Annotated in this window: 13 protein-coding genes; 4 read left to right on the plus strand and 9 right to left on the minus strand. The window is 44.0% G+C overall.

What is annotated here, in order from left to right; all coding sequences use genetic code 11:
* Nucleotides 1-75: 75 nt before the first annotated feature.
* From H9Q76_RS12080 to H9Q76_RS12090, 3 genes are all read right to left on the minus strand, one after another.
* Nucleotides 76-1,371, minus strand: a complete 1,296-nt coding sequence (locus H9Q76_RS12080) for an IS30 family transposase (RefSeq protein WP_118546369.1) — start codon at nucleotides 1,369-1,371, stop codon at nucleotides 76-78.
* Between the two features lie 237 nt (nucleotides 1,372-1,608).
* Complete coding sequence (locus H9Q76_RS12085) at nucleotides 1,609-2,718, minus strand: hypothetical protein (protein WP_249321196.1); 1,110 nt, start codon at nucleotides 2,716-2,718, stop codon at nucleotides 1,609-1,611.
* 186 nt (nucleotides 2,719-2,904) lie between these two features.
* Nucleotides 2,905-5,256, minus strand: a complete 2,352-nt coding sequence (locus H9Q76_RS12090; RefSeq protein WP_249321198.1) for a hypothetical protein — start codon at nucleotides 5,254-5,256, stop codon at nucleotides 2,905-2,907.
* Nucleotides 5,257-5,539: 283 nt separating this feature from the next.
* Between H9Q76_RS12090 and H9Q76_RS12095 the strand changes: the two genes are divergently transcribed.
* Nucleotides 5,540-6,997 (plus strand): helix-turn-helix domain-containing protein, encoded by a 1,458-nt coding sequence (locus H9Q76_RS12095; RefSeq protein ID WP_249321200.1) that lies wholly within the window; start codon nucleotides 5,540-5,542, stop codon nucleotides 6,995-6,997.
* A 52-nt stretch (nucleotides 6,998-7,049) separates the two neighbouring features.
* On the opposite strand, the gene H9Q76_RS12100 is transcribed toward H9Q76_RS12095, so the two are convergent.
* Nucleotides 7,050-7,667, minus strand: a complete 618-nt coding sequence (locus tag H9Q76_RS12100; RefSeq protein WP_196020974.1) for a sugar O-acetyltransferase — start codon at nucleotides 7,665-7,667, stop codon at nucleotides 7,050-7,052.
* A gap of 16 nt (nucleotides 7,668-7,683) precedes the next feature.
* Complete coding sequence (locus H9Q76_RS12105; protein ID WP_249321202.1) at nucleotides 7,684-8,553, minus strand: acyltransferase family protein; 870 nt, start codon at nucleotides 8,551-8,553, stop codon at nucleotides 7,684-7,686.
* Nucleotides 8,554-8,894: 341 nt separating this feature from the next.
* Between H9Q76_RS12105 and H9Q76_RS12110 the strand changes: the two genes are divergently transcribed.
* Entirely contained in the window at nucleotides 8,895-10,217 is a 1,323-nt protein-coding gene (locus H9Q76_RS12110) for a sodium-dependent transporter (protein WP_249321203.1), read from the plus strand.
* Between the two features lie 15 nt (nucleotides 10,218-10,232).
* Here the strand turns inward: H9Q76_RS12110 and H9Q76_RS12115 are convergent, their stop codons facing one another.
* Nucleotides 10,233-11,603 (minus strand): beta/alpha barrel domain-containing protein, encoded by a 1,371-nt coding sequence (locus H9Q76_RS12115; protein ID WP_249321205.1) that lies wholly within the window; start codon nucleotides 11,601-11,603, stop codon nucleotides 10,233-10,235.
* Between the two features lie 128 nt (nucleotides 11,604-11,731).
* Here H9Q76_RS12115 and H9Q76_RS12120 point away from each other — a divergent pair, with 128 nt between their 5' ends.
* Both H9Q76_RS12120 and H9Q76_RS12125 read left to right on the plus strand, forming a co-directional pair.
* Nucleotides 11,732-12,580, plus strand: a complete 849-nt coding sequence (locus H9Q76_RS12120) for a LysR family transcriptional regulator (protein WP_249321207.1) — start codon at nucleotides 11,732-11,734, stop codon at nucleotides 12,578-12,580.
* 210 nt (nucleotides 12,581-12,790) lie between these two features.
* On the plus strand, nucleotides 12,791-14,122 hold the full coding sequence (locus H9Q76_RS12125; protein ID WP_249321209.1) for a sodium-dependent transporter: 1,332 nt from the start codon (nucleotides 12,791-12,793) through the stop codon (nucleotides 14,120-14,122).
* A gap of 179 nt (nucleotides 14,123-14,301) precedes the next feature.
* On the opposite strand, the gene H9Q76_RS12130 is transcribed toward H9Q76_RS12125, so the two are convergent.
* The 3 genes from H9Q76_RS12130 to H9Q76_RS12140 form a co-directional block, all read right to left on the minus strand.
* Nucleotides 14,302-14,760: a ferritin-like domain-containing protein gene (locus H9Q76_RS12130; protein ID WP_118734533.1), complete on the minus strand. Its 459-nt coding sequence runs from the start codon at nucleotides 14,758-14,760 to the stop codon at nucleotides 14,302-14,304.
* 87 nt (nucleotides 14,761-14,847) lie between these two features.
* A complete protein-coding gene (locus H9Q76_RS12135) occupies nucleotides 14,848-15,279 on the minus strand; it encodes a GNAT family N-acetyltransferase (RefSeq protein WP_249321210.1) in 432 nt (143 codons plus the stop codon).
* Nucleotides 15,280-15,434: 155 nt separating this feature from the next.
* The gene (locus H9Q76_RS12140) at nucleotides 15,435-15,779 is read right to left on the minus strand and encodes a phenylpyruvate tautomerase MIF-related protein (RefSeq protein WP_118374049.1); all 345 of its coding nucleotides are present in this window, start codon (nucleotides 15,777-15,779) and stop codon (nucleotides 15,435-15,437) included.
* Between the last annotated feature and the right edge of the window lie 6 nt (nucleotides 15,780-15,785).

The raw sequence follows: 15,785 nt of genomic DNA on the forward strand, positions 1-15,785 counted from the left end.
GTATTCGGAGAATCCATCCCTGTTTTGAAGTCATTCTGCTGTCTTTGTTCTGGCGGCACTTTGCAAATTTATCTGTTACTTTTTGAGAAGTTTAGGCTTTAAGATGATGTTTTCGGCGGCAACCGGTTTACATCCAAGTTTCTTAAGTATATCTTCTCCGTAATAAAAGCTGAACGTTTCGTATGGGCTACGGTTGTTCAGCTTTTTTCTTTTATAAGAATTGATATGATCCATCATCAGAAAAATATCCTTCTGTGTCAAATCATCAAAGCTGCTTCCCTTTGGCAGGATACGACGTATCAGCTCATGATTCACTTCACAGGCTCCCTTTTGGTAAGGTGCACTTGGATCGCAGTAAAATACATTCGTTCTGCTGCATGGAATCGTATCTCGTTTTTCAATTGCTTTTGGATTTGAAAACTCACTTCCATTATCCGTAAGAATAACCGGAAACAACCGTGAAAAATCTTCATTTCCAAGGACTTTATCCAACAGATTTATAATCTGTATGACAGATGCTGAAGTATTTGAATCTCGTAGAAATGCAAGCATTAAACTTGTTTCAACGAAATGTATAGTAAGCAGGCATTTGCCTCCCACACGTCCGATAACACTATCCATCTGTACAACAGCAGACTCCGGCTTTGTTTCAAGAAACTTCTGGAAATCAGTATAGCTTCTACCAATACGACATCCTCTGTCTACCTTGAATTCAGGCTGTTTGTATCGCGGGCGATACTTTACTTTACGAGGCAGATCAATGTTACGGATATCAAAAAGCTGGGCATCAACATAGTTATACAATGTTTTTTCACTGCACATGATTTCATCAACATGCTCTATATAAATCTGATGAAGAGACTGTCCATTTTTAACCAAGGGGCTGATGATTCCGTTGATTCTTGCTATATCATCCTCATTGGATAAAATACCTGTCCTGGATTCCGAAATAGACTGATGTGCCATTTCATGAGCATCTGCCGGGTCATAAATGCGTTTTAACAAGGTACATTTGGGAAGCTGGCTGCAACCATTACATACATATGGAGGTTTGGTTTTAACGGAACAGATATCCTCTGCAAAATCCGGACAATGTAATGTACACTCGGAACACAGACTGCATTTATACGCTGATTGATGCGTACAACTGTTTCCGCACAGCTTTTTAGCTTTGCATGTACTGCGATGTTTACATGGATTGTAAGGATATCCTGGGCGACCACTTTTCTTATCATAGGAATGCTTTTTTATTTCCTTTGCAATCGTGGTACGATCCTTGCCTAACTTCTTTCCTATAACTCCAAAAGAGACATTCTCCTGAAGGAGTTGTGCAATAACTAATCGATCTTCATATGTTAAAAACTTTGACATGGTAGCTCCTTTCCAGCCGCCAGAAATCAAAGCATAACAAAAAAGAGACCAACAATCCAGTCAGTCTCTTGAATTTGTAAAGGAAAATCCATACCCTTCCTTTACACTTACTACTATTAACTTTTAAAGAAGTCTGAGATGGCGGGTATGGAATCTCAGATTACAATTGACGGCATAAAAAAAGAGACATTATGATCACTCATAATGTCTCTTCCAATCTTCTGTTATGTATTCCGATTAATGCACATATGCTGCTGCACCCGGTGCTGCCGGCAATGGGTTTGGAGCATGCTCACCCTTTGGAATAATCACGATCTGAATTGCTTCCAGTCTCTTTGCTAAACCGGATGTACCTGCAATTGAGCCATTTTTTGCCCAGCCGAGCCAGCCATAAGTCTGTGCGTGTACACGATAATATACATCATAGTACTGTGCCAGCTGGCCTGTTAACTGAATACGGATTGCCTCCAGACGCTTTCCTTCTCCTCTTGTTCCAGATGCTGCTCCATTATACTTCCAGCCCTGTGACCAGCCATAAGTCTGTACATGCGTTGTATATGCAATACCACCGCTGATATTATTCAACTGTGCATTGTTTACCTTGATCGAGATTGCTTCGAGTCTCTTTCCCTCTCCGCTTGTTCCGGAGATAGAACCATCACTTACCCATTTCTGGTTACCATATGACTGTACATGTGTCATGTAAGAAACTGCACCTGAACCATTGGTTGTCGGGTTCTTACCCATATCTACGAATCCACCACCGATCGTTCCATCAAAGCCCTCGTAATCCGTTGGATAATCTGTCTTTGGCATAATGATAATCTGGATTGCTTCCAGTCTCTTTGCCTGTCCTGCAGTTCCTGCATAAGCACCATTCTTTACCCAGCCAAGCCAGCCATAAGTCTGTGCCTGTACACGATAATAAATATCATACTTGTTCTTGTTTGTACCAGTCAGGCGGATCTGAATTGCCTCCAGACGTTTTGCCTCTCCACTTGTACCAGATGTTTCACCATCTTTTTTCCATGTTTTCTCCCAGCCCTTTGACTGAATATGTGTACGGTACTCAACGCCAACACCATACCCTGGCTCTACAATGATCTGGATTGCTTCCAGACGTTTTCCTGCTCCGACTGTTCCGGATGTTCTTCCGTTCAAAGTCAATTTTCTCTCCCAGCCTTTTGACTGTACATGGGTTCTATACCCAACATTCGGATAACGCTCACCCTCGCTGTTATACCAGTATGCTTCCGACGTAATGCCATTTGTCATTACTAGTCCGACCAGCATCATGAATGCCATCAGGACGGCTGTCACCCTTTTCCAACATTTTTTGCCTCTCATCCCTTTAAATCCTCCTTTTTTATCCTACGTTTCCATGGTTATTAAAACTATATAGCCAGAAACTATATTTAGTATAACACATGATAATAAATTTGCAATAACTTTGTTTTTTTTACATTCTATTTACAAAACAAAAGAAGGAGCACAAGCAATACCTGTGCTCCTTATCGTCAAAAACAACGTTCTTTATTTCACTGTTAAATTTGGATATCCCTCTTTAATCATCGCTTTCAACATTGATTTCATATCATCCTTCGACTCGTGGTGTCCACCCTCACATCCATCGATAACTGTATACAGATATCCATCAATTACCGAATCGTACTGTGTTGCCTTTGATCCATCAACCTTGACTGCTACATTATACCATGTCTGCAATGGATTTGCGCCTCCCAAAATCGGAGTTGCACCCTTTCCATTCGCAATCATCTTCTGAACGGCTGCCTTGTTGTTTACAAAATCCAAGGTCTCGTCCTGAATCTTATACATCACATCGGTATCACAGCAAAGTGTCTTTAATACAAGCGCTGCAAGCTCTTTGTTTGGACACTTATCCGTTACAGAAAGATATGTACCACCCCAGCTGTAAGCAGAAGGGCCTGCACAGATATTTCTCTTTCCTGCTGTAGCGGAACCACTTTCCTCATCGTTGATTGTCCAGTATACAAACCAAGGGCATCCGAAATAGCCAAATACATCACCTGTGAAATCACTTACCCAGCCATCGGTCCAAGGATCATTCTTGTTTGTATAACCATTGTCGATCAATTGCATTGCCAGCTCTAAATATTTGTCAACAGCCGGATCAATCGTAACAGTACCATCATTTACCCATGCACTCTTTCGATCTGCCAATGCCGCATTCTGGATTTCCTTTGGTCCGGATACCATCTTATAGCCTGCCTGCTTCATCTTTTCTGCAGTCTGCATAAAGGCATCCCAATCCTTTACATATGTCTGTACCTTTGCCGGATCAGAAGTTCCAAGCACCTTCTGTGCAATATCTGTACGATAGACAAAACATCCCGGTGTTGCCTGCCAGCAAAGTCCTTTTAACTTGCCATTTACGGTTGCATAATCAATGGTGTACTGGAATGCATTGCTATAATCCTTCTTTGTAATACCAATGCTGTCCATACTCACAAACATGTCCGAAGACATAAAATATTTTGAAACATCCTCATCCATCGCTACAATCGAAGGAACCTTCTGACCGCCCTTCTGATATGCAGCTTCGATTTCTTTCTTGTATTCATCGCTTGTTCCGCTAAGTCCCAGATTTTCAAATTTTACTTTGTCTGCATACTGTGGATATTTATCTTTAAAATACTCCAGACGTTCTCCCAGTTCTGTGTTCCATGAATATACATAAATGATACTATTATCTACTGGCTCCGGTGTTCCCTGATAAGCCTTGGCATTGGAAGCTGCCGGCAATGCATTTGGAGCATCGCTGCCCTTTTCTACCAGACAGATCTGAATTGCTTCTAATCGTTTTCCAAGTCCTGCTGTACCTGCAGTCTCTCCGTTCTTTGCCCAGCCCATCCAGCCGTATGACTGCGCGTGGACACGATAATATACATCATAATAAGAAGAAATCGTGCCGGTCAGCTCAATTCGAATGGCTTCCAGACGTTTTGCCTTTCCGCTCGTTCCAGACATCTGACCATCCTTTTTCCATTCTTTCTCCCATCCAAATGACTGTACATGTGTCTTATAACGGATACCTCCGGTATAGCCAAGCTTCGATGCATTTAACTTGATATAGATGGCTTCCAGACGCTTCGCCTCTCCGCTTGTTCCGGCAATACTGCCATCGCTTACCCAGTTCTGGTTTCCATAACTCTGCACATGCGTTCTATATGTTACCACACCATTTGCATCGGATGTATTTGTCTTTGCTGTTCCGACAAATCCACAGCTTTCAGAGCCCTTTAATGACTCTCCGCTTGCATTGTACATGTAGACTGGAGATTCCCATTTCTGAACTATAATAATCTGGATTGCCTCCAGACGCTTCGCCTGTCCTGCTGTACCTGCTGGCTCTCCATTTTTTACCCAGCCCATCCAGCCATAGGTCTGTGCATGTACACGATAATATACATCATATAAATCTGCATTATTACCAGTCAGACGAATCTGAATTGCCTCCAGACGCTTTGACTGTCCACTTGTACCGGATAACTGTCCATCATGCTTCCAGCCCTGCCAGCCAATGCTCTGCACGTGCGTACGGTATTCAATTCCAATACCATAACCACCGTCTACCTGAATCTGAATGGCTTCCAGACGTTTTGCCTTTCCAAACGTACCGGAAGATTGTCCGTCCTTCTTCCAGCTTTTCTCCCATCCAAATGACTGCACATGTGTCTTGTACATAACACTTGGAACAGTTACTTCGATTTCCCCGTCTTCTGTCCATGCAGTTTCTTTCCTCGCTGCTTCGGAGGTGATTCCATTTGTCAGAACCAATCCAAGCACCATGACGAATGACAACAAAAATGCAGTCAGCCGTTTCCAACATTTCATTGCTCTCATATAAAGCCCCCTTTGTTATTTTTTATTGACAAAGCAAAAAAGTCTGCAATTACGCAGACTTTTCCGATATGTGCAAGGAGTTTATATAATCATTGTCACAAACACGTATTACATTCTCCCCTTTTCTCCGTCTACCTTGCCAATACAGTTCCAATTATAAGAAAAAAATATGCATTTTCAATATGTGACAAAAAATGTGACGGTTTTTGTAATTTTTAGCGATAGCATTTTATATAGTTGTGTTTTAAAATATACATAGCATTAAAGTATAGTGAGGAAAATTATGGATACAATACAGGCTTTGATCAAGCACTACATCGAATCAAACGGATATACGGTATATTCTATCTCTCAGCAAAGCGGCCTCAATCGTACAACACTTCAGAAGATCTTATCCGGGCAAAGAAAAATCACAAAAGAAATCTACGAAAAGCTTCTTCCGTTTTTCGCACTTTCGCCGATTGACAAGGAAGAATTAGAACAGGCTTTTTTGATCAATCAGATTGGAACCGAGCGTTTCCAGACACATATGGAAATCAAGCGTATTTTGGAAATGTCCACATCGACGCTCTACCAGACAGACGATTCCCCTTATGATTTGATTGTATCAAATGTCGATACCTGGTCGAACTGTATGTTGATTCAAGGCACCTATCAGATTGTAAACGCAATCTATTCTGTCGCCCTGAAAAATGTGACAACCGAAGATCATCCATTTATATATACATTTGCTGATATGAGTCACCCATACGCGTCTATCTTCTTCAAACCACTGTATCATCCAACCTTTCAGCCGTTGCATGTGAAGCACTTAATCGAATATCAGAAAACGCAGATGGACGGCGAAAACTATGATAATATACACAACATTCAGATTTTGAAGAATCTGCTGCCATCATTTGCCGCATTTCCTGGCACATTTGAAGTGCACTATTATTACTCTGCGCGAAATCGTTTTAAACAACAGGCAACCGCGTTCCCATATTATGTCATCACGAATACACACGTCATCCTGCTGTCCCCAACCTATGAGACAGCCTTGATATTGAGCGACAAAGCAATTCACGAGTATTATCTGCACAACTACGAGCAGCTTCTTGCCCGGTCAAATATCCTGACCTCTGGTGCGCAGACACCACTTGACCTGTTAAATGTATTAAATGGAGTAGATCCGGCATTAAACTATCCAATCTGCCTGAATATCCAGCCCACCATCGAGAAATATCTCACGCCGGAAATGATTGACAAATACATGTTGGAATCCCCTTACAAGGATGTCATCCGCGCCAAATTATTAGAACGGATCGGTCAGCTTACGAAGGAAAGCCATACGATTCTCTTCACGCTGGAAGGCTTAAAATTATTTACCGCGGAAGGAAAAAATGTGAATTTTCCGGATACGCTCGCTGCCCGCTTTGATATCGAAGACCGTATTTATATTCTCCGCAAATTTATAGAGGCAAACCAAAATGATACAGACTATCATTTTCTGCTATTAGATCCTTCCAAAATACATACGTCTCTGAATATTTCCATCGCGTTTACACCGCCATCCATGACGTTCCTGATGCTGGTACGAAACGATGGGAATTCCATGATTCTTCCACTGGAAGAGCACACACTTTGCAGCAGTATCATGGACTTCATCCAGACGCTGCCAGAATACGGATATGTGTGCAGCGTAGAACAGACGAACCGATTTCTTCAGGAAGAAATCGAGCAATTAAAAAAGCAGCTATAAGCGGCTGCAAGTCAGATATCAAAAAAGAGGGTAAGCTGCCCTCTTTTTTCATCTACCACAAATCTTCCCGATTTCGAATGGAATCTGCCTCCGTGATCTGCCGGATTACCTTACACGGATTTCCAACCGCCAGGGAATGTGGCGGAATATCCTTTGTCACCACACTGCCTGCACCGATCACACAGCCTTCGCCGATCGTCACACCACCGGTCACAACGACATTGCTTGCAAGCCAGCAGTTATCTCCGATCGTAATTGGCTTTGCGTACTCATCATCGTATGCCGTGCCATCCTGCCTGAACTTGATGTTACGCTCCTGATAGCGAAACGGATGCATCGGTGTCACAAGCGATACATTCGGTCCGATGAAGACGTTATTGCCGATATGCACCGGACAGGTATCTAACACCGTGAAATTAAAGTTTGCAAACGTATTTTCACCGATTGTCGTAAATTTCCCATAGTCAAAATAGATCGGTCCCTGCAGATACACGCCCTTCGCGCAATCAGGGATCAGGTCACGCATTATCTGCTCCCGCGCTTTCTCCTCGGTGTCTGCAGTCTGGTTATAGGTCTGACACAGCTTATGTGCCTTTGTACGGATGGCAAGTAACGTCTCGTCCGATGAATCGTAGATCTTGCCTGCCAGCATCTTTTCCTGTTCTGTCATGTCTTGCACCTCTTTCTTAGTTCATAGTACATTCCTTATCTTTTCTTAAACGATGTTTTACGAATCCAACCAGATACATATTTCCTATTGCCAAAGCAAACGTACCAAGCCAAAAGCCAAGCACCTTTGTCAACATATCAACATCAGGGAAGAATCTCTCAATTACTCTCAACACTGCTATATGCCATACATATAACGGCATACTAAGCCTGCCCAGGCATGAGAAAAATCGACAGGACATATCCGGCACCATGCTCTGACCGGAAAATATAATCGTCACACTTACCACAAAGCACAACAGATTTCCACGCAGAAACTTAAAATGCGGGTAACAGGTCACAATTGGAAACACATATGTGATTACTTCCAGCACTGACAGCCACACCCTGCATGTTCGATTTAATGAAATCCCTCTTAACCAATCCGCCAACAACGCTATAGTCGCGCCCAGACACAGACCCGCAAATGTTCGTACCAATCGATTTGGAAACTCATGTGCACCATAATCATATGTATGAAGATAATAAAAAAGTGCTACATAAAAACAAATCATGCCAGATAACCGGCGATTCCGCATCATCAACAACAGGCAGAAAAACGGGAATACCAGACACATCGCTGATAAAAACCACATTGTAAACAACAACGATCCCTCCGGTGCAGCCTCAGACAGATATAGCATCTCAAACGGCATATTTTCAAATGACCGTATGAAGTTTCCAAATGCACCTTCTCCTATATAATGCCAATTCATAGCAATATATGTAATCAATATCGCTCCCGTAGTATACGGGAGAAACTGTACAAACTTCTTTCCCGTATACTCAACCGCTATTTTCACAGCTTCAAAGTGTTCCTGTGGTTCCTGTTTCTCGAAATGTCTCATTGTAAAATATCCGGTTATTATTAAAAGAACTCTACAAAAAACCAGCTTAGTTGAAATGGTCGGTCCTGATAGCCAAAATGTGCATTCATGATCAGCACAGCCCCCAGAAAACGCATAAGCTCTATTTTCCCGATTCTCATATTTATCTCCCATCAAAAAAACATTTTAATTTATTATGTATATTAGTATAGAATCCGTCAAAAAACAACCGCCTTTCCGTGCGTTTTTTATTATTCATTTTACATTTTGGCAGTTATACTGTATAGTAGATTTTAGATTTTTCATTTTCTGCATAGTTCGTGCGGAATAATTTTCAAAATATTCAGAGAGAGAGAAATTATATGAGCAAACGTGAATCTTTTACTAACCGTCTCGGTTTCATCCTCGCCTGCATCGGCTCTGCCGTCGGCATGGGCAATATCTGGATGTTCCCGACACGTGTATCCCTCTATGGTGGCGGATCGTATCTGATCCCATACTTTATCTTTGTCGTTTTGATTGCATCGACCGGTGTCATCGGGGAAATGAGCTTCGGACGAGGCACACGATCCGGTCCGATCGATGCCTTTGGTGCCGCCTGTGAATCCCGCGACAGACGTAAGGTCGGCGAAACACTTGGTTTTATCCCGGTGCTTGGTTCTCTTGCGATGGCGATTGGGTATACCGTTGTCATGGGATGGATTCTGAAATACATGATCGGAACATTTACCGGAAGCACACTTGCCCCGAATAGTATCGATTCCTTCGCCGCATCGTTTGGTGGAATGGCTTCTGCCTTCGGCAACAATCTGTGGCAGATCATCGCACTTGTAGTTGCTGTTATAATCCTGATGTTCGGTGTCGGAAATGGTATCGAGAAGGCAAATAAGATCATGATGCCGGTGTTCTTCCTGTTGTTTTTGATCCTTGCAATCTACACCGCATGCCAGCCGGGCGCCATCGACGGCTATAAGTATATCTTCCGCGTCGAGCCTTCTGCTCTGGCAAAGCCGGAGACATGGATCTTCGCTTTGGGGCAGGCATTTTTCTCCCTGTCTGTTGCCGGAAACGGAACGTTAATCTATGGTTCGTATCTGCCGGACAACGAGGATATTCCTGCTTCCGCTGGTCGTGTTGCCTTATTCGATACCATCGCCGCGATGCTTGCAGCACTTGTTATTATCCCGGCGATGGCGACAACCGGTGCACAGCTTGACCAGGGAGGTCCCGGACTGATGTTTATCTTCCTTCCTAGCTTATTTAAGTCTATGCCAGGCGGACACATCGTGGCGATCATCTTCTTCGTGGCAGTCTTCTTCGCAGGACTTTCGTCTCTGCTTAACTTATACGAAGCACCAATCGCAACGGTGCAGGAAAAGCTTCACTTAAACCGCAAGCTCTCCTGTCTTCTCATCGGTGTCATCGGCGTGATTGTGTCCATCTGTATTCAGGGAATCGTATCCGACTGGATGGATATCCTGTCCATCTACATCTGCCCGCTTGGTGCAGGTCTCGCCGGTATCATGTTCTTCTGGGTATACGGTAAGAACTATGTCGAGGAGCAGGTCAACCTTGGACGTAACAAAAAATTTACAGACAAGTATGTACCTGTCTGTAAATATCTGTACTGTCCAATCTGTATCCTTGTGCTGATCCTTGGTATCGCACTGGGTGGGATTGGGTAATGATTCGTAGATTCACTATTCTGCTTCCATCGCAAGCTCGGTCTGTCGTGTGAGTTCTGCATCACTGATAATTGTAATTCGTCCCTCGTCGTACTGCTCCTGTACCCAGTCGTACACACGACGCACCAGGGGCGATTTCTTATCAACCGGTTCAAGCCCCTTCTTCTTGCGGTACTGGTTGATCCAGTAGCCGACACCTGCGATGCCGGATGTGCTGTTGACTGAAACCTTTGGCGGGCGGTCAAGCAGTGTGTCAGTGTCGAAGATATTGTAAATCTCATGATTTTTGAGCATGCCATCGGCATGGATGCCGGCTCTTGTCAGGTTGAAGTTTTCGCCGACAAACGGTGTCATCGGCGGAATCTCATAGCCGGTTTCTTTGCTGATATATTCCGCAATCTCTGTGATCACTTTCGTATTCATCCCATTTAAGTGTCCGCGCAGGGATGCATATTCAAATACCATCGCTTCAAGCGGTACATTTCCGGTACGTTCCCCGATGCCAAGCAGCGAACAGTTGACGGCACTTGCACCATACATCCAGGCAGTTGTCGCATTTACGACGCCCTTATAGAAATCGTTGTGGCCATGCCACTCCAGCATCTCGGATGGCACACCGGAATAATGCTGCAATCCATAGATGATACCGGATACGCTTCGAGGCAGCGATGCGCCCGGATACGGCACGCCAAATCCCATCGTGTCACAGGCGCGGATCTTGATCGGCACGCCGCTTTGCTCGGACATTTCCATCAGACGGTTTGCAAATGGAACGACAAATCCATAGAAATCCGCGCGTGTGATATCCTCGAAATGACACCTTGGGCGAAGTCCTGCTTCGATACAGTCTGACACGATCCCAAGGTATTTGTCTAATGCCTGCTTCCTTGTCAGTCCCATCTTGTGGAAGATATGATAATCCGAACAGCTCACAAGCACGCCCGTCTCCTTGACTCCGATGGATTTTACCATCTCGAAATCTTTCTTATTCGCACGAATCCATGTTGTAATCTCCGGGAACTCATAGCCTAACTCCATACATTTCTCAAGTGCCTTGCGGTCCTTTTCCGAATACACAAAGAACTCGGTCTGGCGGATCATGCCGTTCGGTCCGCCAAGCTCATGCAGGAGCTTATAGATATGCACCATCTGCTCCATCGTGTACGGCGCGCGCGACTGCTGTCCGTCACGAAATGTCGTATCCGTGATGAAGATATCCTCCGGCATATTCTCAGGCACCCGGCGATAGTTAAACGCAATCTTCGGTGTCTCCGTATACGGGAACATCTCGCGGAAAAGCTCCGGGGATTCCACGTCCTGTAACTGATAGCTGTATGGATCCAGTTCCAATTTGTTCGTCTTGTTGCTTAGTCTGATTTCCTGCATATGCCGTCCTCCATCCTTCGGATGTTTCATCCATTTTTGTTGCACTCATTATAAACACATGCTATATTATATGTAAAATAGATAATTTTGATAGTAATAATCAAATTTATGAATAATGGGAGATTTTTATGGATATCGAAGCATTGAATACATTTCTGACACTTGCCAATACGAAAAACTACACACGCACCGCCGCGCAGCTTTTTGTCGCCCAGTCTACCGTGACAAACCGCATTCACGAATTGGAAAAAGAGCTGAATATCGCGCTTTTCACGCGCAACAACCGCAGCGTGGAGCTGACCGTGGAAGGCGAGCAGTTCAAGGACTATGCGGAGAAAGTCATCACACTGACGAATGCATCACTCTCCGAAATCAGTTCCTTACACAAATACGAAAACCATCTGCGCATCGGCTGCTCCGATTCGATCTACGAAGGACATCTGGCGCCGATCATCTTAGAGCATCAAAGACAGTTTCCAAACGACGCCCTGAAGATCACGATTGGTCTTTCCAACCTACTGATGGAACAACTGCAGAACGATATCTTCGATGTGATCTTCACCTATCTTCCTATGAAAAAATCATCCTATCACTGCGAGGTCTACAAGCAGGATAAGATGATTTTAGTGACTGATTATTATAATACGATGTATGCACGCGGTATCACGAAGCAGGCGTTGATTGCCGAGAATTATCTGATGTGCAATTTCGCCCTGCAGGATGTCGGACAGTTCATCCGAAACTTATTTCCGCGCTACCATCAGTTTTCACTGGAAATCGATGACTGTTCCAAGATCATTCCTTTTTTGCTCGGCTCGGAAAGCTATACGTTCCTGCCCGCGGATACAGCTCGTCCATTCTTAGAAGCGGGCAAGCTCCGCGTCATTCCATTACTGGACTTGGAAACACCGGTCATCAACAGTTACATGATCTGCAAGAACAGTAAGCGGGAATTGTGCCAGTCGATTTTTATGTAATTTCATGTCACCACGCGGCAGCGTGCCTCATTTATTGGAGAGTTTTCCCCTTTCCGCTACTTTCTCCCCAACCTGCTTGCTTCTCAAAAGCTTCCGGTTGGGGAGTTTTGCGCCATTTCACATTTTCTCCCCAACCCGCATTGATTGATTGCAAGCTTTTATGGTAGAATAGATAAACTACAAACTAAATTAGACAGGTATGGTACATTTATGAAAAAAGAACAAACTAGAACATCGTTCAAAAGCCGCTGGGGATTTATTCTTGCATCGGTCGGTTCCGCAGTCGGCATGGCAAATGTCTGGGGATTTCCAAATAAAATGGGAAGTAACGGCGGTGGTGCCTTTCTTCTCATCTATTTATTATTTATATTTTTGTTCAGCTACGTCGGACTTCCAGCCGAGTTCGCGATCGGACGTTGGTCGCGCACCGGAACGCTCGGTTCCTATGAAAATGCATGGCGCTCACGAAATGAAAAACTCGCGCCTGCTGGGCGTGCACTTGGCTGGTTGCCACTCGCAGGTTCCCTGTGCATCGCAATCGGCTATTCAATCATCGTTGCCTATGTATTAAAAGCATTTGTTGACTCTGCAACCGGTCTTTTGATGCAGGTCAACACTTCCGAATGGTTCGAATCGTTCTCCATGACGGATTTCTCGGTTGTACCATTCCATATTATTGTTATCATTGGTACTTTGCTTACATTGTTGCTTGGTGCCAGTAGTATCGAAAAAAGCAACAAAATCATGATGCCGCTCTTTTTCCTGATTTTCGTTGTACTCGCAGCCCGCGTAGCTCTGCTGCCCGGTTCAGCAAGCGGGTATGAATTCATGTTTATCCCAAGATGGGAAGCATTGAAAGATCCGACTGTCTGGATCACTGCCATGGGGCAGGCGTTCTTCTCCCTGTCCGTAACCGGAAGTGGAATGATCGCATATGGATCCTACTTAGACCGGAAAGAAGACGTCATCGCAGTGTCGAGACATACCGCAATCTTCGATACAATTGCAGCTTTGGTTGCCGCGCTTGTGATCATCCCGGCATGCTTCTCCTACAATGTCAGTGTGGACGCAGGGCCAAGCCTGCTCTTTATCACATTGCCATCAATCCTGCAGGATATTCCGTTTGGACAGATCTTTGCGATCATCCTGTATGCAGCAATGATCTTCGCCGGTGTAAGTTCCCTGCAGAACATGTTCGAAGCCGTTGCTGAATCCCTTCTGCACCGCTTCCCGAAGCTGCGTCGTACCGTCGCACTCGGCATTATCTGCGTGATCTGCCTTGGTGCCGGAATCGGCATGGAAGCCATCACACGCTGGGGTACATGGATGGATCTCGTCTCCATCTACATCATCCCAATCGGTGCAACGCTTGGTGCAATCTCCTGGTTCTGGATTATGAAGAAAAAAGATTTATTTGCAGCGATCAATGAAGGCGGCAGGAAGCCACGCGGAAAGCTGTGGTATTTCCTTGGGCGATACCTGTATGTGCCAATCGCAATCATTCTATGTGTGATTGCACTCGCAATGAAAGTGGCATTCTAAATGAACCGAGCAGGCTGACACCTACTCGATATACAAACATTGTCATCCCGCCTATCAGCTTGATGAACATTGATCCTCTTATAGAAGTCTGTGCAAGCACAATTTCTGTATGACAGCTTATTGCACAGAAAACGGATGATTGCACAATGTCAACCATCCGTTTTCTGTTTTATAATAGCTTATGCCATTCCATTTGCAGTTTTATATTTGTAGATCATCTCCGCATGGTTCTGCTCTTCAATCTGGATATCGGCCAACAGTTTCCGAAGTGCGGTATTCGCAAATGCAAACACATCGGTATTATATTCACCGGACACCAGCTTCTCCGTTCCGATACAATCCGTCGCCAGAAATGCATCATGCTTTTTATCCTCGGAATTATCCAATGTACCATACGTTACCTTCGGCTCGTAGTCTTTTCCCTGCGTATCGTTGCAATCGCACGCCGGAACAGAACCATCTAACACCTGCTGCAACGTATCGTAATGCTTCTGTTCTTCCTTCTGAATCGTCTCAAACAGACTTTTCAGCTCTGGATCTTTCGCCTGTGCTGCGTATTTCCCATACTTTTCCACGCAGCTCTGCTCCTGTGTCTGCAAATCCTGAATCAGGGTACGTTCTTTCTCTTTTAATTCCATTGCTTTGACTCCTTTATTTTGTCTTATTTTTATCGCAATGGTATTATTGACAGATCTGTTTGGTTTTATGCCTTTGTCTGCATCAGACTACAAAACAAGCTGAAATCCATAGCAATTTTTTGCAAATCCATAATGTTCGTAAAAGCCATGTGCCTCCACGCGTGGCAATCCGGAATCCAATATCAATGCTTTACAATCTTTCTCTTTTGATTTTTCTTTTAAATAATCCAATAAAAATGTTCCATACCCTTTTCCACGATCTTCTTTGTTCGTGATCAGACTTGCCACATAACAGGTACACCCTGTCATCCAAAATGTTTCAAAATAACTACCATGACACAATCCATGATAATTTCCTGCGTCATCTAATGCAAAAAACAAAAAACTATTTGCATCTGCAAGCACTTTCTCGTATACCTTTTTCGTTTCTTCATAGTCATATGTGTTAAATGTCCAAAGCTTCTCAAAATAGGAAAATGCAATATCATAATCTTCCATTGTTGCAGTTTTTATCTGCATAAGCAGTCACACTCCTCTTTTACTGATATTTTCCCTAACTTATATCATCTTCCAAGGATATGCAACAGACATTCTGCAGAATCTTCCAAATAAAAATATAAAGACGCTTTCGTTTTTATATTTAATCAAAAGCGCCTTTATTCGTTCTTTTGTAATTAGAAATTGCCGCCGTTCCAGCCCCAGTTTGCAACCGCCTGATATTTCACATAGACATGATCCGGTGCAATTCCAAGCACATCCTCAAATATCTTGCAGATCTCGCCAGTCAGCTTGGAGAACGCGGACGGATTCTCGCTTCCGTACACACTTACCTCCACCATCGCCATCGGCTGATCCTTTGATCCTCGGAAATACAACTTATACTCTGGCTCAAAGCCAACCATAAGCCAGCTCTCTGACTTTCCCGGAATGGCTGTGATTGCCTGTCCCAGTCTTGACTTAATTTCCTGCTCCTGTGCATCCGTTAATGCTACACTAATTTTTGAATTGATAAATGGCATTTGTTT

The sequence above is a fragment of the Wujia chipingensis genome (assembly GCF_014337155.1).
GTDB classification, from domain to species: Bacteria; Bacillota; Clostridia; order Lachnospirales; family Lachnospiraceae; genus Coprococcus_C; species Coprococcus_C hominis.